This is a genomic window from Halochromatium sp. NSM3, from assembly GCF_059621085.1.
The window spans coordinates 1-15,299 of sequence record NZ_JCAQIA010000041.1; the positions used below are offsets into that span (position 1 = coordinate 1).

Consider the following 15,299-nt stretch of genomic DNA (forward strand, 5'->3'; position numbering starts at 1 on the left):
GTTGCAGGACACCGTCAAACATCCGGTCATCAGCTCCAGGGTCGCTAGAAGATGACTATAGATTACAATAGGTTAGCATCACCTTAAAAGGGCTGATGAGCATGGACCAGAGCTCGGCCAGGCGATTGCCGGTCAACTCACTGGCGCCGCGCACAGCCTCGACAACAGCAAGCTGACCGGCATCATCGCCTACAACCGGGCGCAGTCTGTCGTCGATGCGTCGGAAAAAAAACCCTGGAATCCGCCTCGACTAGCTAGGGACTGATGCATCATGCCGTCACCGGTGGCGTTTCCGGGCAGGTGCTCGATCTGGTCGCCGGACCCGAGTCACTGGGAAACTACAATGCGCTCTATCGTGATGCCGATCAGTCAGCACTGAACCTCAGTGACCTGTCTCTAAACGAGGTCCAGGCACTGCAACAGCGCCTGGTCGCTGAGCGCGGCGGTTCACCCGTCGGGCGCTATCAGATCATCGATGACACGCTCGATGACCTGATAGCGCGTCTTGGCCTCACTGGACAGGAACGTTTCACCCCGAAACTGCAGGATCGGATGGCAATGACCCTCGCGCGTGATGCGGGATTGACTGCTTGGGAGGCGGGTCGGCTGCCGAACGACGCCTTTGCGCACAACCTCTCGCGCATCTGGGCGGGGCTGCCGGCGGATGCCAGCAACCACAGCTACTACGAAGGTGTGGCGGGGAACCGGGCGAGGGCAGACTGGGCTCAAGTAATGACTGCCTTGGAGTCTGTACGAACTCGGCCTTAAATGAGGCGTATCCGCGTCAATCACCTCAATTCTGAGGTCGATCGGCGACTAGGAATCCCGGCCGAGGTCGTCATGGATAAAGTAGGGAGCAATATCCAAAGAGAGGCCGTTATCAGGATTGAAGGGTCCGAGCCAGTCGTCGATGTCCTGATCATCTGCCACGGGAGTCATTCCAAAGGCCGGCACCGGCTGTTTGGCAAGGCGCTCTGATCGCATGTCTTGTCGCATGGTGGATCTGGTGGTCCGATGGTCGCGCTGACGATCAAGAAGGGCGCTCAGTATGAGCACCAGGATAAACACGGCCCAGGCCGTCAGGTGCAGCGTCAGCGAAGGCAGTGGCGCCAACGCCACTAAGAGGAGCGCTGCCCCCGCGATCAATCCCAATACAGCGTCAGCAAGACGCCGACCCAGAGACTGGGTCGCGACGGGCGGTTGGTCTGGATGGGTTCGGATGGATGCTGGCACTGTCATGCGGCCTCCCTGTTCATCATGGACAGGGAGCATGGTTTAAACACTTGTCTAAGAAGCACTTTAGCGTGGCTTGGAGGACGCTGCTGGGCCCTTTGCGTCGCCATTGAGCGCAACCATGGCGGAGAACGCGTTGTGGCGCTTGCGGTCTGAAAAACGACGTGTGGCTGGCGACGGTGTCGCACGCGACCTTTGGGTATCCTGATGCCATCTGCCCGATGGGTCTCGGTGGCGCGCTGGCGTGCGAGAAGATCGCGATGACCGCACCCGTCACGCAGCGCCCGTCGGCCAGCGACGATGACCAAGCCGGAACACGAATCGAGATGACCGCACCCGTGACGCAACGCCACGCACAGACCGACGGCGACAGCTTCATCATTAGCTTCGTGATGCCGGAGCGCTTCACGCTCGAGACCGTGCCGCGTCCCAACGATCCGCGCGTCACCCTACGCGAAGAACCCGGTCGTCTCATGGCCGTGCTGCGTTACGCCGGCGGCTGGGGCGAATCCAAGTATCGGAACCATGAGACGCAGCTGCTCGATGCGGTCCGTGCCGCTGGTCTGACACCGGTCGGCGAGCCCCTCTATGCTCGCTACAACTCGCCGTTCTCGCTGCCGTTCCTGCGCCGCAACGAGGTCATGGTCGAGGTCGTTGAGCCCGATCAGTGAGCCAACGCCCCTGCCCGGCGTTGAGCCTCAGTGCTCACTGTCACGACCCAGCCAAGACCGAGACCTTTGTCGGCTTCGCCACAGGCTCAGGCAAGCTGAGTGGCGACATGCGGCTAACGATGGCGATGACATCCGGCCGCTCAACAACCGAGATGCCGCTGCTCCATCGATCACGATCCGCCTTCGCTTCAGACACTTGAACCCTTTGGTCGCTCCTGTCTTCGGGATGCCGGCCGGCACGCCGTTGATTGGCGCGGGTCTTGCTAAATTTGCTCAAATCGACGGGCTCATCATCAAGACGCTCACCAAGGCTCCCAACGGAGCGACACGCACTCGACGGGGGCAGTATGCGTCAGATTGGCATCTTCTTTGGAACGGATTCCGGTACCACTAGACTGATCGCAAAGAAGATCGCAACAGCGATCAAGGCGCGTCTGGGGGAAGGCATGGTCGCGAAACCACTGAACGTCAATCGCGCCAGCGCTGATGACCTGCTGGCCTTCAAGGCACTGATTCTCGGAACACCCACCGATGGCGAAGGCCTACTCCCCGGCAAGGCCAACGACACCGACGAGGCCGCCTGGCTGGAGTTCCTGCCACAGCTCGACGGCAAGGACTTCAGTGGCACCCGGATTGCCCTGTTCGGGCTCGGTGATCAAGAGAAATATCCGACCCACTTCTGCGACGCCATGATGGACCTGCACAGCCTGTTCTCCAAGGCGGGTGCCCAGATGGTGGGCGGCATCGACACCAGCGGCTTCGACTTCAAGCGTTCGCGGGCCGTCGTCGATGGGCGCTTCGTCGGTCTGGCGTTGGATCAGCACTTGCAGTCGTTGCTGACCGACGCACGCATCGACGCCTGGCTCGACGAGGTTCTGCCGCTGCTGCTCGAGGTCTGCGAAGCGCCGGTGCCCGCCTAGTCACGCGCTGGGTATCGCTGCCCCTGCCCATCTTTTCGGTTGGAGTGGATCATTCTATGAAGACAGTGCTGGACTGGTCCGCCTACCAGGATGCCGGCATGGGCGACGCCTATGCGGACATCCCGCGCCACGGCGGCGACTTCGCAAAGGCCGTCGCGGTCTGCATCAACAGCCGCCAGTGCGAGACCGAGACCAGCAAGGGCGTCATGTGTCCGAGCTTTCGCGTCACCGGCGACCCGGCCCTCTCCACCGGTGGACGGGTGCGGCTGTTGAAGGCTGCCCTCAATACCGGCTCGGCCGACACCCACTCGGCCGCTGCGACCCAACGCGAGGCCAGCCTGCTCGATGCGGCCCTCGCCGACCCAACCCTCGCCCGCGCGATGGATCTTTGCGTCGCCTGCAAGGGCTGCAAGCGCGAGTGCGAGAGCAACGTCGACATGGCGTTGATCAAGAGCGAATACCTAGCGCAGCGGGTGCGGCGCGACGGTCTGCGCTGGCGTGCCCGCCTCTTCGCCGCACTGCCGCACTGGCTGTCGCGCTATCGATCCGCCGTGCGCTGGCTGATCGGGATGCGCAACCGTCACCCTTGGCTGGCGCAGCTAGGTCAGCGGTTGCTTGGCATCACCGCCGAAGTCCCCTTGCCGGAGCCCTCGCGTGCGCCCTTTGAGCCCGACCCTGAACCCGTCGCCGCACCGGCATCGGCACTGACCGAGGCCGCGCCACCCTCATTACCGGAGGTCGTGCTCCTGGTCGACTGCTTCGGCCGCCACTTCGAGCCCGAGATCCCGCGTGCAGCGCTCCGCGTGCTCAGGGCCGCCGGCTATCGCGTCCACATCGCCGAGCCTGCCGAATCGGACCCGAACCCGAGGCGCCCGCTGTGCTGCGGGCGCACCTATCTGGCTCAAGGCCTCGTGGAACAGGCTGCCGATGAGGCCAGGCGCCTGCTGAACGCCCTGCTGCCCCACGCCCGCGCCGGGCATTGGATCATCGGACTCGAGCCCTCCTGCCTGTTGAGCCTGCGCGATGACCACCTCGCGCTCGGGCTTGGTGACGCAGCGCGAGTCGTGGCCGAGCGTAGCCTGTTGCTGGAGGAGTTCTTGGCCAAAGAGCTCATGGCAAAGCGCCTCAAGCTCCCCTTCGCCGATGCGCAAGCGCATGACAGCAGCACTACGTTGGTGCACGGCCATTGTCACCAGAAGGCGGTAGGCGCGATGAAGTCGATGCGCAAGGTGTTGAAGGTGTTACCAGGACTGACGCCGGAGATCATCGACGCCGGCTGCTGCGGCATGGCCGGCACCTTCGGCCTGGAACAGGAGCACGCCGACCTGTCCCGACAGATGGCTGAGCTGGCCTTGCTGCCGCAACTGCGCGCCAACCCGAGCGCGCCCGTCATCGCCAACGGCTTCTCCTGTCGGCAGCAGATGCGCGCCCATACGGCGCAACGCCCTCGCCATCTGGCGCAAGTGCTCGCCGATGCGTTGGAGCTGGATCTGGAAATGGAGCCACAGCAGGAGGTCGCTACGCAGCAGGCTGTCGAACAGAACAGAGCAAAACAGAACGGTAGGGCTTGGCTTCGGCATCATGGCGCCGCACAGGCAAAGCAGGGCCGAATGGGCCAGGTGACTGAGCGATGAACACGCCATCTACCCTCAACAGATCAGCGCGCGAGCGACGCCAGCTGCTGGTCTGTGACAGCGCTGAATTGGCGGATCGTCAGCATCGCATCATCCCCTTGCTGTTCAAGCAGCACCCGCAGACCGCGATCGTGCTGCGCTACGCCGGCCAGGTCTACGCCTACCTGAACCAATGCGTGCACATGGTGCGGCGCCTGGACTGCGTCCACGACGCCGTCTTCGATGACCAACAGGGGCACCTGCGCTGCTCCATGCATGGCATTGCCTTCGATCCGGCCTCCGGGGAATCCTTGAGCGTGCTGTGCTCCGGCGAGCGACTCGAGCCCCTGCGCTGCGAGGAGATCGACGGTCAGGTCTACCTCATCGATAAACGCGTGACAGCGCTGGTGTAAACAGGGCAACGCGTGATGCATCAGACCTTTCAACCCCGTCGGCGCAGGCGCTCAACACCCCGACGCAGCCCGTCGGCGATGAACGGCATCAGCCGACCCTTGTCCCACAGGATGCGCGCGAACAGGGCATTGCGATCGCGCGGTGGGCGCGGGCGCTTCGCGCGCTGCACCAGGGTCAACGCACCTTGCTCGCAAGCCTGCAAGCAGGCGCCGCAGCCGAGACAGACCTCCGCATCCACCTGCGCCCAGCGCTGGTCCTTGGGCATGGCACGGGCATCTTCGGCCAGGCCGATGCACTTGGCATTGCAAGCACGCAGACAGGCGCCGCAGTAGTCGCAACGCTCGGGATCGACCTCGGCGAGAAAGGGCGTTTTGGCGATGCCCTCGTGAAAGCCCATCTGCACGCCAGCCAACAGCTCGCAGCAACATCGACAGCAGTTACAGAGAAACGACGGCTGCTCACGGATGTTATCGGTGATGTGCGTCAGCCCAAACTCCCGCGCTCGGTCGAGGATGGTCAGCATCTGCTCGGCACTGCGTGGTTCGGCCATACCGCGGCGCACCAGGAAGCGCGCGCCCTCGCCAAGCACCATGCAGATCTCCTCCACCGGTGCGCCTTGTTGGCAGGTCTTGCCTTCATGCGCCTTCTTGTGCCGGCAGAAGCACAGGGTCACAGCGTGGAACTCGGCATCCTGGATGATCTGACGCGCATCCTCCCAGCCGGTGATGCGTGACTGCACCGGGATCTGGTCCTCATAGACCAGCGCCCGCGTCAATGGCCAGCGGCTGCCGAAGAACTCACCGGCCTGTCCGTCTTTACCCTGTTCGCGCAGGTACGCCGACATCAGCCGTGCCAACTCCGCCTGAGGCAGATCCCCGCGATCGCGCATGAAGCTGAACTCCATGAAGCCGATCAGCCCCGGCACCAACAGATAGTAGGTCTCATGACCCACCGGCAGGTCCATCACCAGCCCCTTGTTGGCCATGGATTCGAGAATCCCATCCAGCTCGGCCGCCGGCAGGCCGGTGCGCTCGACCAGTTCGGCCCGGGTGGCCTCGGTCAGCGGAAAGCGAGCAGCCACCTCGGCCTCACGCGGATCGAACAGCAGCGCGAGGATCTGGCGCAGGCGCGGACTGTCGACCAGGCCCACCGGGTAGCGGTTGAGACGGTCGATCAGCGGCACCAAGGCCGATTTGTCGTTCAGCAGATGTCCCATGGTGGCGCCTCTTGCGCAAACGCTGTCAGATAACGCGCCCATCCGCTCTCTGGACGAGGTGCTGGCGAGCAACCAATTCTTGCCCCAGAGTGCCGGGGCGATGCAATGGGCCATGGCTGTCGACGCTGATCCAGGTTCACAACAGCCGCCCTGCGTGGATGTCCAAGGCGACCTGCGGCGCAAGGCCTTGCTCGAGGCCGTCCTTGCTGCGATGGATGAACAGCAGATCGATGCGATCATCTACCCCAGTTGGAGCCATCCGCCGCGGCGCATCGGCGACAGCGAGAGCCCGCACGGCAACAACAGCCCAATCCTTGCGCCCCATACCGGGCAACCGGCCATCACGGTGCCGATGGGCTTCACCGACAGCGGTCTGCCGCTGGGCCTGCAACTGCTGGCGCGGCCATTCGACGAGCACAAGCTGTTCCAGTATGTCTACGCCTATGAGCAAGCGACCCAGCACCGTCATCCGCCGCCTGGATTTGATCGCCTTCAACCTGAGGCGTTGTCCACGACCTTAGCACGCTAGCCACCGATTGCTCGCGTGACTGTGGCGCGGCTCACCTTGGCCTGTTCGCGGAGGCTGTCACTCCACAATTGGATTGGACTGCAACGTTCGCGAAAGACCGCTTCCGGAGACTCAGTCTCCGTCTCTTCATTGGGCAACCGTGCCGTCTGGCTTCAGTGAGCAATCGAAGGTTTCCACCTGAGTGCCGGTCATCGCACGGATGGTGATGCGGTGATCGGATACCTCGGCGATCCCCTCGTACTGGCTGCCGGGCGGCAGGCTGGGCTGATGCGACTCGAAGCAGTCGCGGCCCAGGGTTGGATCAACATCCTGAGGTGGCTGTTGCTGTCCGCAAGACATTAATGTTGCTGTTGATACGACAACGGCGATGATCGGCACAGGGATTCGCATGCACAGTCTCCAAAAGGTTGCTTGCTCCGAAGTGTAGCGACTTCCGCCAACGTCCTGCGTGACCGTCGCGTCAGGGGACTGCGACAACGAACAACAGGTCGGCCGCAGGACTAGCGACCATGGTGTTTCAAGGGCTCGAAACGCTCGATGTGCAACGCCCAGCGATGCTCAGTGGCGTCGAGTAACCGCCAGGAGGGTCCGTCAACGTCACTAATCACGAGGCTGCCACGCGATGTCTAACAACCCCGCCAATGAGTTCGATGTCATGACCGACGGGCCGCCAGATGCAAAATGGACCCTGCTCCTGGCCCATGGTGCGGGTCAGGGCATGGATGCACCCTGCATGACACAGATGGCCGAGACGATGGGCCGGGCAGGCTTGAGGGTGATCCGCTTCGAGTTCCCGTACATGACCGAGATCCGGCGCACCGGCAGGTGCAAACCACCGAACCGCGAGCCGGTGCTGCTGGAGCATTGGAATCGGATCATCGACCAGGCGCTTGCCGCCGGTACCGACGCGCAACGCCTGCTGATCGGCGGCAAGTCCCTAGGCGGGCGCATGGCGAGCCTGATCGCTGACGAGCGCGCCGCCGGGCTGGTCTGCCTCGGCTACCCGTTCCATCCGCCGGGAAAGCCGGATCGGCTGCGCACCGAGCATCTGCGCATCCTGCGCACGCCGACGCTGATCTGTCAGGGTACCCGCGATCCCTTCGGCACGCCGGACGAGGTCGCCGGCTATGCGCTCGCCCCGTCGATTCGACTAGCCTGGATCGAGGACGGGGATCACAGCTTCAAGCCGCGCCGACAATCCGGGCGCACCTGGGAGCAGAACCTGGATCAGGCGGCGGAGGCAGTGCTCGGTTTCGTCGCGACGCTGTGAGCGCGAGCCATCAGTCCATGCCGCATGCGAGTTCGCAACCAGGATCGGATGCGCGAAAGAACCCCAGGCCGCCGACCTCCCGTCAGGATGCGACCTGTTGTAAGGTTGGTCTGACGCGCGCTGCATCGTAGCCTTGTTCAACGGCGATCGCCATGGCCTGGTCATAGTCATCGGGTTCGATGCGTGGGGCGCGGGCGATGAGCCAAAGTCGCCTGCGGCTCGGTGTGCCCATCAGTGCCCATCGATAACCAGGGTCCAAGCCAATCACCCAGAGGTCGCCGCGAATCAGCTTGAAGAATCGCAAGATCAGCTTCGAGCCACTCGGATCGGCGGGATGAACGCTGCCGTTGACCTCGCTGCGGCGCATCCCCGCCTTTGCGTTCTGAGCAACGGTTTGGACGCTGAGGCGCCCATCTGGACGCTTGGTATAGGTCGCGGTGACATTGACGCTGTGCTGTCCAGGGCCGTCCGCCTCGAGATTGGGCAGCCTGGCCACTTCGAACCAAGTCCCCAGCAGGCGATCGAGATCGACCCGAGCCATGGTCGCAGGTGGCTGGCGGGGCTTGCCGAGGCGTCCTAGAAGCAGAGCGCGCAAGGCGAAAAGAGGGCGCTTGATCACGCCTCTGGAGTTGGGCGTCGATGGCGTCGAAGCAACCCGCGCTTCGATGCGGTTGGTGCTTCGCCCCTGTGTTGACTCGCCTCGATCACCGGCGCTTTTGCTGGCTCGTTGCCGCCTCCAGTCGCGCCAGTTCAACACCACCGACACGGCTAGCCCCGTCAGCGCCAAGCCGACGACCCAAACGTCGATGAGCATCGGATTCCAGGACTCCCCCGTCAGCGCGTCGACGTAGTACTTGATGGTGGACGCGGGCAATCCGGTCTCGCCGAGGGCGGCTTTGACCTGCCAATGCCAGTCGGTCAGCGGGCAGTACCCCCAACCGTACCAGGCGCCGAGTCCGACCCAGGAGGCGAGCGTGAGTCCGATCACGAGCAGGTGCAGGCGCCGGGTGCGTTGCCAGATCCAGCCGGTGAGGTTGAACAGCACCAGGGCTGCGTGGAGCAGGAACAGCGCTTGGTCGAGCACTCGTAACGTGGAAACGTCCATCGGGATCTCAGTCCTGCCATTAGCGTTGTCCTGCTCGCAGTCGACGGCCAGCAAGGGCAGGGCGATCAAGTCCGGCGCATTCGGCACGCTCGAAGCGCGCTGGACCTCAGCCCATGATCAGTACTGAACTCGGGTTAGCTGTGCGCGAAAGAATGGCGCGTACTCGGGGGTACCGACGAGGTTACCGATCTCCACCGCAGTGGGAAGGGTAAAGCCCTGATGGGTCGCATGCGCCAGCGTGCGTCCGCCAAAGGGCTGCAGGCGATAGATCCGCTCCGGGTTGGCGTCTGACCAGCGCAGCGTGGTCATCTCCAGAACCCGACCGGCGGCGTCGACTGTCAGCTGAATCGGCTCGACGCCCCGCATCTCCGGGAAGCGGACCTCCGCCTGATCCGCGCCTGTTTGCGTCCAGACTGCCCCGAATTGAGGCAGCAGCGCGGCTGGTACCCAGACGCTTTCCATCAGCAACCGCGCGGCGGCGGCACGGGCGTGGTCCTCGGTGTCCGCGATCCGGGCCACCGGCAGCACACCCCACAGCCAGAACCGCGTCCAACTCGTTCGGCCATTCCAATAGCCATCCGAGCCACAGAAGCGGATCAACCCCAAGCCGGCCCGTGCGCGCCAGACGAACCCCTGCAGCGGGGCAAGAATCTGGTCGGCGTGCATGCTCAGCTCGCGGCCGTTCAGGATCAGCGAGCCTGCCATCTCCAGCCGGGCCACCCGGTGCAGCGTCGTGCCCGGCGCGATGGCATTGGCGAAGTAACGCTGGCCGATCTCGGGCAGGTCGGCAACCAAGGCCGGATCGTAGGACGGCGGCACGCTGTCGCGCTGCGCCAGTAACGCGTCCCAGACCGCTTGCGCATGCCGGGCGTCCCGCCCGCTCTTCCAGCGTACCATCGAGAGCCCCGTGACAGCCGCGATCAGAACGACCAAACCAACCGTGCTCAGCAGGACCACCGTCAGTGCCATCGACGCTCTCCTCCCGTCCACCGCAGGTCATGAAAGGCCAAACGAACGTGACAAGCGTGGCCGAGATCGCCAGTCTGTTCGATCCGGCAGGAAATGCCATCACGCGCCGGGTCGACATTAACCTGTTGATGCGCGATCTTGTTTCTCGATGCGATCGCCATTAGCGTGATAGGTAGACCGCTGTTCACGTCACTCGTTACATCTTGAAGGTGCTCCATGGAATTCAATGCCGAGCAGCTGATCCCCTTCGCGGTGCGTGCACCGTCCGGACACAACACGCAGCCGTGGCAGTTCTCGGTGAATCAGGACCGGATTTGGATCTTCCCTGACTTGACCCGTCGCCTGCCGGTCGTTGACCCCGACGATCACGCGCTGTTCATCAGCCTCGGCTGCGCGCTCGACAATCTGATTGTCGCAGCCGCGCATCAGGGGCTTCTGGCCAGCGTCGAGTCTTTCCCCGCCGATGAACCGGAAGCCTGTCTGCGGGTGCGGCTGTCGCAGGGCGCCGATGACAACACCGACGCCTTGTTCCGCGCCATTCCCGAACGCCAGACGAACCGCAGTACCTATGATGGGCGAGCGATCGACGCCTCCGATCTTGCACGGATACTGGACGCCAACCGCAGCGATGCCGTGGAGCTACGTCCGTTCCGCGTCGGCGATCCAGAGATCGAGCCGATCATCAACTTCGTTCGGGCGGCTAACATCGCCCAGTTCAATGATCCGGCCTTCGTCGGGGAGCTGGTGTCATGGATTCGGTTTTCCGGGCGTGAAGTATCGGCCCGACAAGATGGCCTCGCCGCTGCGGCCTTGGGTTTTCCCGCAGTGCCGCGCTGGCTCGGCCGTTGGATCATGACCAGGCTGGTGAAGCCAGCGGGCGAGGCCGATCGGCAGGAGAAGGCGATTCGCCAGTCCTCCCTGCTATTGCTCTTCATTGCCCGGGAGCATGATAAACGCCACTGGGTCGATGTCGGACGCAGCTTCGAACGCGTCGTGCTCACCGCGACCTCGCTGGGTATCGCGCACGCCCACGTCAATATGCCCTGCGAAGTCGAGCCGATTCGCCGGCGGCTTGCGGCCCACCTGGGCTTGAACGCCGGAGCACAACCGCTGCTGCTGATCCGCTTGGGATATGCGAAGCAGCGACGGCCAGCCTCACCGAGACGGCCTCTCGATCAGGTCATGCGATGACCATCGCGCAACGCATAGACGGATACCCTCGTCGCGGATAGCGCAATGAAACGGGAGAAGATTGACTTAGCCCCTTGACCTGGCCGGCAAGTGAGGATGTCATCCGCCAAAGCAAGGCGCACACGCGGAAAACGCTTCAGGCCGATCCGTGAAGCAGATGCACCAGCCCCCTTCAAACTGCAGCAGCCCGAAGGCTAGCTAGCGCAGTCATTGACAGACCGGCCGATGACGCCACTAAAAGGTCCGTCCCGCTGCGTCGATGCACTCAACGATCCGGTATTTTGGTAGGACGATCCGTATGGACTCCGACGACGTCGGTCATTGTCACGACAGCAAGCACCCCGACTCAGTCAGCCATGATCCGGCGTTGCTCGCCGCACTCGGCTGGCAACCCTATTTCGCCGAACAGACCAGCCCAGAGGCCCTCTCAGCAACGCCCCCAGCCCGCGTCGTCGCCGTGCATCGCAGCGGCCTGCAGATCCTAGGCGCTGGCCTCGACGAGACCCTGCCACCGCGCGCCGATGCCACCGTCGGTGACTGGCTGCTGCTCGATCGCACACAGCCTCGGGCGAGTCGCCTCCTCTCCCGCACCAGCCTGATCAAGCGCCGCGCGCCCGGCACCGAGCGGCAGGTACAACGGATCGCCGCGAACATCGACACGGTCTTCGTCGTCACCTCCTGCAATCAGGACTTCAACCTGGCCCGGTTGGAGCGCTATGTCGCGCTGGCCTTCGAGGCCGGAATCACGCCGGTCATCGTCCTGACCAAGGCCGACCTGGTGACCGATCCGCCGACCTGGATCGACGCCGCCGGCAGCGTCTCTGATCGGGTCCCGGTCGTCGCGCTCGATGCTCGTGGAGACGACCCAAAGGCCAAGCTGTCGCCCTGGTGCCAGCTTGGCCAAACCGTCGCCTTCCTCGGCTCATCCGGTGTCGGCAAATCCACCCTCACCAACGCCTTGGCTGGCACCGATGCGATCGCAACCCAGGCCATCCGCGAAGACGATGCCAAGGGGCGTCATACCACGACCCGTCGCGAGCTGCACCTGATCCCCGGCGGCTGCCTGGTGCTGGACACCCCGGGCATGCGCGAATTGCAGTTGGCAGACGCCGCCTCTGGCATCGCCGAGACCTTCGATGACATTGAGGACATGTCAACGCACTGCCGGTTTGGGAACTGCCAGCACGAGCGCGAACCCGGCTGCGCACTCCGCGAGGCGATCGAACAGGGCCAACTCGAGCCCGCGCGGCTGCAGCGCTGGCGCAAGCTCCTCGCCGAGGACCGCTTCAACTCGGCCAGTCTTGCCGAGCGTCGGACCAAAGACCGCGCCTTCGGCAAGATGGTCAAACGGGTGATGAAGGAGGATAGGTCGCGCCGGGAGCGCTGAACGGGGAGGCGAGACGACGTCGCAGGCGACCGCCAGCGGCAAAATCACCAACGCCCGCTCGACGCCTTCACCGCTCGGCAAACGCCGCGTCAGTCATTCAAGATCGGACAATACCTGAAACCGCAGATGGCTCATCCGCGCACAATGAGCCCCCCATCAGCCCAACCTTCAAGCGCGATAACCCGACACTGCGATAGCGCGCGCACAGCGGGCAGCCCTGATCAAAGCGCCCCTGCTCGGTGACCAGATAACGGATTTGGCACGGCGGACAGTCTCTCAGGTGGGCACTGCCCATGCGCAGATCACGCGCCAGCATCCAGCACAGCGTCATCTCCAGGCTGTTGTTCGGACCCAAGAGCCTCTGCGCCAGATCATGCGCCTGGATCATCGCCTCAATCGATCTCGAGCACCGATCTTGCCAATGCTCTCCGCTGGAGGCCCGTTGCAAGTGCTGATAAAACAGCACGAACACCGACGCACACAGCTGGCCGTGGCGGGTCGTGATCGCCGCCCCGCCCGCTGTCGGCAACTGACCCGAGGGCGCCGGTTCACCATGCACCTCTCGATACAGTGCCCGCAGCGCATCCCGCGCGACCCGCGTCTCCCAATGCACGATCGACAGGCGCGCCCGCCGCATGATCAAGGCCAGCGCCACCTGCATGCGGGCGTGCCGCTCGAGCATCGGCTGAGCCGACATCAGGACAACGCCGAGCCGTCTTCGTGATCGACGTTAGGATCGGTATCGGCCTCAGGATCACCGAGCTGATGCAACAGCAGATGCAGCGCCGGCAACGCCGCATCCACCGACGATCGCGCGCAGGCCGCCAGCAAGCGGTGCGGCTCCGCCGGCAAGCGCGGTTGAAACAAGGTCCCAGGCAGTCGCGCAAGACGCTCGACAGCCTCCGAGTCGGCGCTCGCCAGCCAGTGCGCCAAGGGTGGCTCGAGACCAAACAGCGACCGCGCCAACGCCGGTTGCGCGCGCAGACCATCGCGTGCCGTCTGCAGATAGGCGCGGTTCAGACGCTGAATCGGTTCGACCAGGGCTTCAGGAGAGAGTAACGCAGTCATGGCAAGTGGATCTCAAGCTTAGTCAGACAGGTGAAGGGCCTCCAGCAGGCGCGCCCGATCGGCGACGAGCTGGGGGTTGGGTTCGGAATCGATGGAGGATGCAGGCGGGGACCGCGCATCCGCCTCGCGCGGCGATGCGGTCGCGGCCGCAGCCGGCTCAGCGTCTGAACGCGACGGACCACTCAACCCGAGCAAGGCCAACTGCCGCAGCCGGTCCGCACGCCCGCGCCGCGAAACCTGCATCAAGCTGGCGAACAGCTCCGGATGCCGACGCGCGCAGACCCCGACCTGGATGCGCAAACGCTCAGCGGCAGCCATAGTGGAAATAACCGCGCGCATTGGCCCCGACCAGGTCTGCGGCCTGATGCAGCGGCACCCGCAGAAAGACACGCCGCACCACCGGCTCGAACAGCGCTGCACCACCCCCGCTCAGCAACAGCAGGTCGGGATTGGTCTGCTCATGGCGCAGATCCTGGCGCAGCGCCTCCAGTGCCCGTTGCGCCACCTCGCGAGCGGCCAGTTGCAGCACCGGCGCCAACGCCACCCACTCACCATGCAGCAGAATCCTCGAGCGCCGCGCCGCCAAGGCCTGCTCGATCGCCGCCACCGGCGCCTTGCCGCCGCGCCCGGCACAGAGGCGCGCCGCTGCCGCATCGATCAGCACACTCATCGCCTCCAGGCTGGTCCCTGAACGCGTGCGCCGCAGATCCCCGTTGACCAACACTGACCAGTCCACCGAAAAGAAGCCGACATCGATCACGAGCACGGTGCCGGCACCGATGCGCTCGATCAGCGCCGCATCGGCCTGCATCAGCAGATCGACAAAGGCGCCGACCGGCTGGGCGATGACCCGCACCTCGGCGATCTCCACCCAATCCTCATTGAGCCGCTGCCGGCCCTGAAGTCGCCGGCGCAGTTGCTCACGCGCAGCCGGATCGCTGGCCTGAGCCACCGGCAGCCCGGTCACCAGGCGATCAATGCGGGGTTTTCCAACCAACTGCAGGGCGGCCAGTACCAACGCCTGATAACTGTCGCTGGCGGCGTAGTCCTCATGCAGCGCCCGCTGCCAGCCCGAGACCCGCGCAGGGTTGACGCCGGCGATCCACGGCTGTCCATGCAGCGAGAGCCTGATCCCATCGGCAATCCCATCGCTCGTGCCTGACGGCACGCCAGCTAGGCGCTCCGCGACATGCGCCTCGGGTGCCGCCACCGCCGGCATGACGCGTTCAAGCGGCGGCTCGCCGCAGCACCCGGCCGCGAGCTTCAGATTGCTGTATCCAATATCGAGCCGACCACCACCATCCCCGCATCCTCCATCACGACTGCAGCACGACTGCAGCACGACTGCAGCACGACTGCAGCACGACAACGAAGATACCTTGCCCGACCCAGGCACGAAACGGACAGAGATGCCGAAAAACGGCATCTTTCCCTGCTGCGCCATAGCTGAGCCGCAGGCTAGGCTGTGCCGAATCGAGGCTGCAGGTGCGCACCACTGTGCATCGCGTCCAGGTGCGCAGCAGCCCTGACCGCGCCTGATACCGTTTCTTCGCGCAGCACGCCTTCCAGAGACACCGCAAACCTGCGCGTCAGTTGGCTACGGCTAAACACGTGCCGCTGCGCGCTCGCTGGGGCAAAGATCAACTCGTTGAAGAATCCTGCACCTTCGCCCAAACTAAAAGCGTCCTTCTCCCTAAGCTGATGTCCGGCAAG

At 64.2% G+C, this 15,299-nt stretch carries 18 protein-coding genes; 9 read left to right on the forward strand and 9 right to left on the reverse strand.

Annotation, left to right across the window (positions count from 1 at the left end):
* Positions 1 to 264 precede the first annotated feature (264 nt).
* On the forward strand, positions 265 to 768 hold the full coding sequence (locus tag AC54T3_RS14650) for a lysozyme family protein (protein ID WP_496625891.1): 504 nt from the start codon (positions 265 to 267) through the stop codon (positions 766 to 768).
* 48 nt (positions 769 to 816) lie between these two features.
* On the opposite strand, the gene AC54T3_RS14655 is transcribed toward AC54T3_RS14650, so the two are convergent.
* Complete coding sequence (locus AC54T3_RS14655) at positions 817 to 1,152, reverse strand: hypothetical protein (RefSeq protein ID WP_496625893.1); 336 nt, start codon at positions 1,150 to 1,152, stop codon at positions 817 to 819.
* A gap of 341 nt (positions 1,153 to 1,493) precedes the next feature.
* Between AC54T3_RS14655 and AC54T3_RS14660 the strand changes: the two genes are divergently transcribed.
* The 4 genes from AC54T3_RS14660 to AC54T3_RS14675 all read left to right on the forward strand — a co-directional run bounded on the left by AC54T3_RS14660 (position 1,494) and on the right by AC54T3_RS14675 (position 4,850).
* Entirely contained in the window at positions 1,494 to 1,904 is a 411-nt protein-coding gene (locus AC54T3_RS14660; RefSeq protein ID WP_496625895.1) for an SOUL family heme-binding protein, read from the forward strand.
* Between the two features lie 347 nt (positions 1,905 to 2,251).
* Positions 2,252 to 2,824 carry a flavodoxin gene (locus AC54T3_RS14665; protein ID WP_496625897.1) on the forward strand — a complete coding sequence of 191 codons (573 nt, stop codon included), beginning with the start codon at positions 2,252 to 2,254 and terminating at the stop codon, positions 2,822 to 2,824.
* A 56-nt stretch (positions 2,825 to 2,880) separates the two neighbouring features.
* On the forward strand, positions 2,881 to 4,458 hold the full coding sequence (locus AC54T3_RS14670) for a (Fe-S)-binding protein (RefSeq protein ID WP_496625899.1): 1,578 nt from the start codon (positions 2,881 to 2,883) through the stop codon (positions 4,456 to 4,458).
* Positions 4,455 to 4,850 (forward strand): Rieske (2Fe-2S) protein, encoded by a 396-nt coding sequence (locus AC54T3_RS14675; protein ID WP_496625901.1) that lies wholly within the window; start codon positions 4,455 to 4,457, stop codon positions 4,848 to 4,850. Before AC54T3_RS14670 ends, AC54T3_RS14675 begins: the two co-directional genes overlap by 4 nt.
* 29 nt (positions 4,851 to 4,879) lie before the next feature.
* On the opposite strand, the gene AC54T3_RS14680 is transcribed toward AC54T3_RS14675, so the two are convergent.
* Positions 4,880 to 6,067, reverse strand: a complete 1,188-nt coding sequence (locus tag AC54T3_RS14680) for a 4Fe-4S binding protein (RefSeq protein ID WP_496625903.1) — start codon at positions 6,065 to 6,067, stop codon at positions 4,880 to 4,882.
* Here AC54T3_RS14680 and AC54T3_RS14685 point away from each other — a divergent pair.
* On the forward strand, positions 6,066 to 6,596 hold the full coding sequence (locus AC54T3_RS14685) for an amidase family protein (RefSeq protein ID WP_496625905.1): 531 nt from the start codon (positions 6,066 to 6,068) through the stop codon (positions 6,594 to 6,596). The two genes, AC54T3_RS14680 and AC54T3_RS14685, sit on opposite strands and share 2 nt — an antisense overlap.
* Before the next feature lie 126 nt (positions 6,597 to 6,722).
* On the opposite strand, the gene AC54T3_RS14690 is transcribed toward AC54T3_RS14685, so the two are convergent.
* The gene (locus AC54T3_RS14690; RefSeq protein ID WP_496625907.1) at positions 6,723 to 6,986 is read right to left on the reverse strand and encodes a hypothetical protein; all 264 of its coding nucleotides are present in this window, start codon (positions 6,984 to 6,986) and stop codon (positions 6,723 to 6,725) included.
* Positions 6,987 to 7,218: 232 nt separating this feature from the next.
* Here AC54T3_RS14690 and AC54T3_RS14695 point away from each other — a divergent pair, with 232 nt between their 5' ends.
* Positions 7,219 to 7,866, forward strand: coding sequence for an alpha/beta hydrolase family protein (locus tag AC54T3_RS14695; RefSeq protein ID WP_496625909.1), 648 nt, complete (start codon positions 7,219 to 7,221; stop codon positions 7,864 to 7,866).
* 82 nt (positions 7,867 to 7,948) lie between these two features.
* On the opposite strand, the gene AC54T3_RS14700 is transcribed toward AC54T3_RS14695, so the two are convergent.
* Positions 7,949 to 8,971 (reverse strand): DUF2784 family protein, encoded by a 1,023-nt coding sequence (locus tag AC54T3_RS14700; RefSeq protein ID WP_496625911.1) that lies wholly within the window; start codon positions 8,969 to 8,971, stop codon positions 7,949 to 7,951.
* A gap of 117 nt (positions 8,972 to 9,088) precedes the next feature.
* Complete coding sequence (locus AC54T3_RS14705; RefSeq protein WP_496625913.1) at positions 9,089 to 9,940, reverse strand: DUF6544 family protein; 852 nt, start codon at positions 9,938 to 9,940, stop codon at positions 9,089 to 9,091.
* 216 nt (positions 9,941 to 10,156) lie between these two features.
* Between AC54T3_RS14705 and AC54T3_RS14710 the strand changes: the two genes are divergently transcribed.
* Entirely contained in the window at positions 10,157 to 11,131 is a 975-nt protein-coding gene (locus AC54T3_RS14710) for an Acg family FMN-binding oxidoreductase (protein WP_496625915.1), read from the forward strand.
* A gap of 298 nt (positions 11,132 to 11,429) precedes the next feature.
* Positions 11,430 to 12,518 carry a ribosome small subunit-dependent GTPase A gene (gene rsgA, locus AC54T3_RS14715; RefSeq protein WP_496625917.1) on the forward strand — a complete coding sequence of 363 codons (1,089 nt, stop codon included), beginning with the start codon at positions 11,430 to 11,432 and terminating at the stop codon, positions 12,516 to 12,518.
* A gap of 97 nt (positions 12,519 to 12,615) precedes the next feature.
* Here the strand turns inward: rsgA and AC54T3_RS14720 are convergent, their stop codons facing one another.
* From AC54T3_RS14720 to AC54T3_RS14735, 4 genes are read right to left on the reverse strand one after another with little or no spacing between them, the layout of a single operon-like run.
* Entirely contained in the window at positions 12,616 to 13,215 is a 600-nt protein-coding gene (locus AC54T3_RS14720) for a FlhC family transcriptional regulator (RefSeq protein WP_496625918.1), read from the reverse strand.
* On the reverse strand, positions 13,215 to 13,586 hold the full coding sequence (locus tag AC54T3_RS14725; RefSeq protein WP_496625920.1) for a flagellar transcriptional regulator FlhD: 372 nt from the start codon (positions 13,584 to 13,586) through the stop codon (positions 13,215 to 13,217). Before AC54T3_RS14725 ends, AC54T3_RS14720 begins: the two co-directional genes overlap by 1 nt.
* 18 nt (positions 13,587 to 13,604) lie before the next feature.
* Positions 13,605 to 13,904, reverse strand: coding sequence for a hypothetical protein (locus AC54T3_RS14730; protein ID WP_496625921.1), 300 nt, complete (start codon positions 13,902 to 13,904; stop codon positions 13,605 to 13,607).
* The gene (locus AC54T3_RS14735) at positions 13,891 to 15,030 is read right to left on the reverse strand and encodes a ParM/StbA family protein (protein WP_496625923.1); all 1,140 of its coding nucleotides are present in this window, start codon (positions 15,028 to 15,030) and stop codon (positions 13,891 to 13,893) included. The genes AC54T3_RS14730 and AC54T3_RS14735 overlap by 14 nt, the downstream gene beginning before the upstream one ends.
* Positions 15,031 to 15,299: the final 269 nt, after the last annotated feature.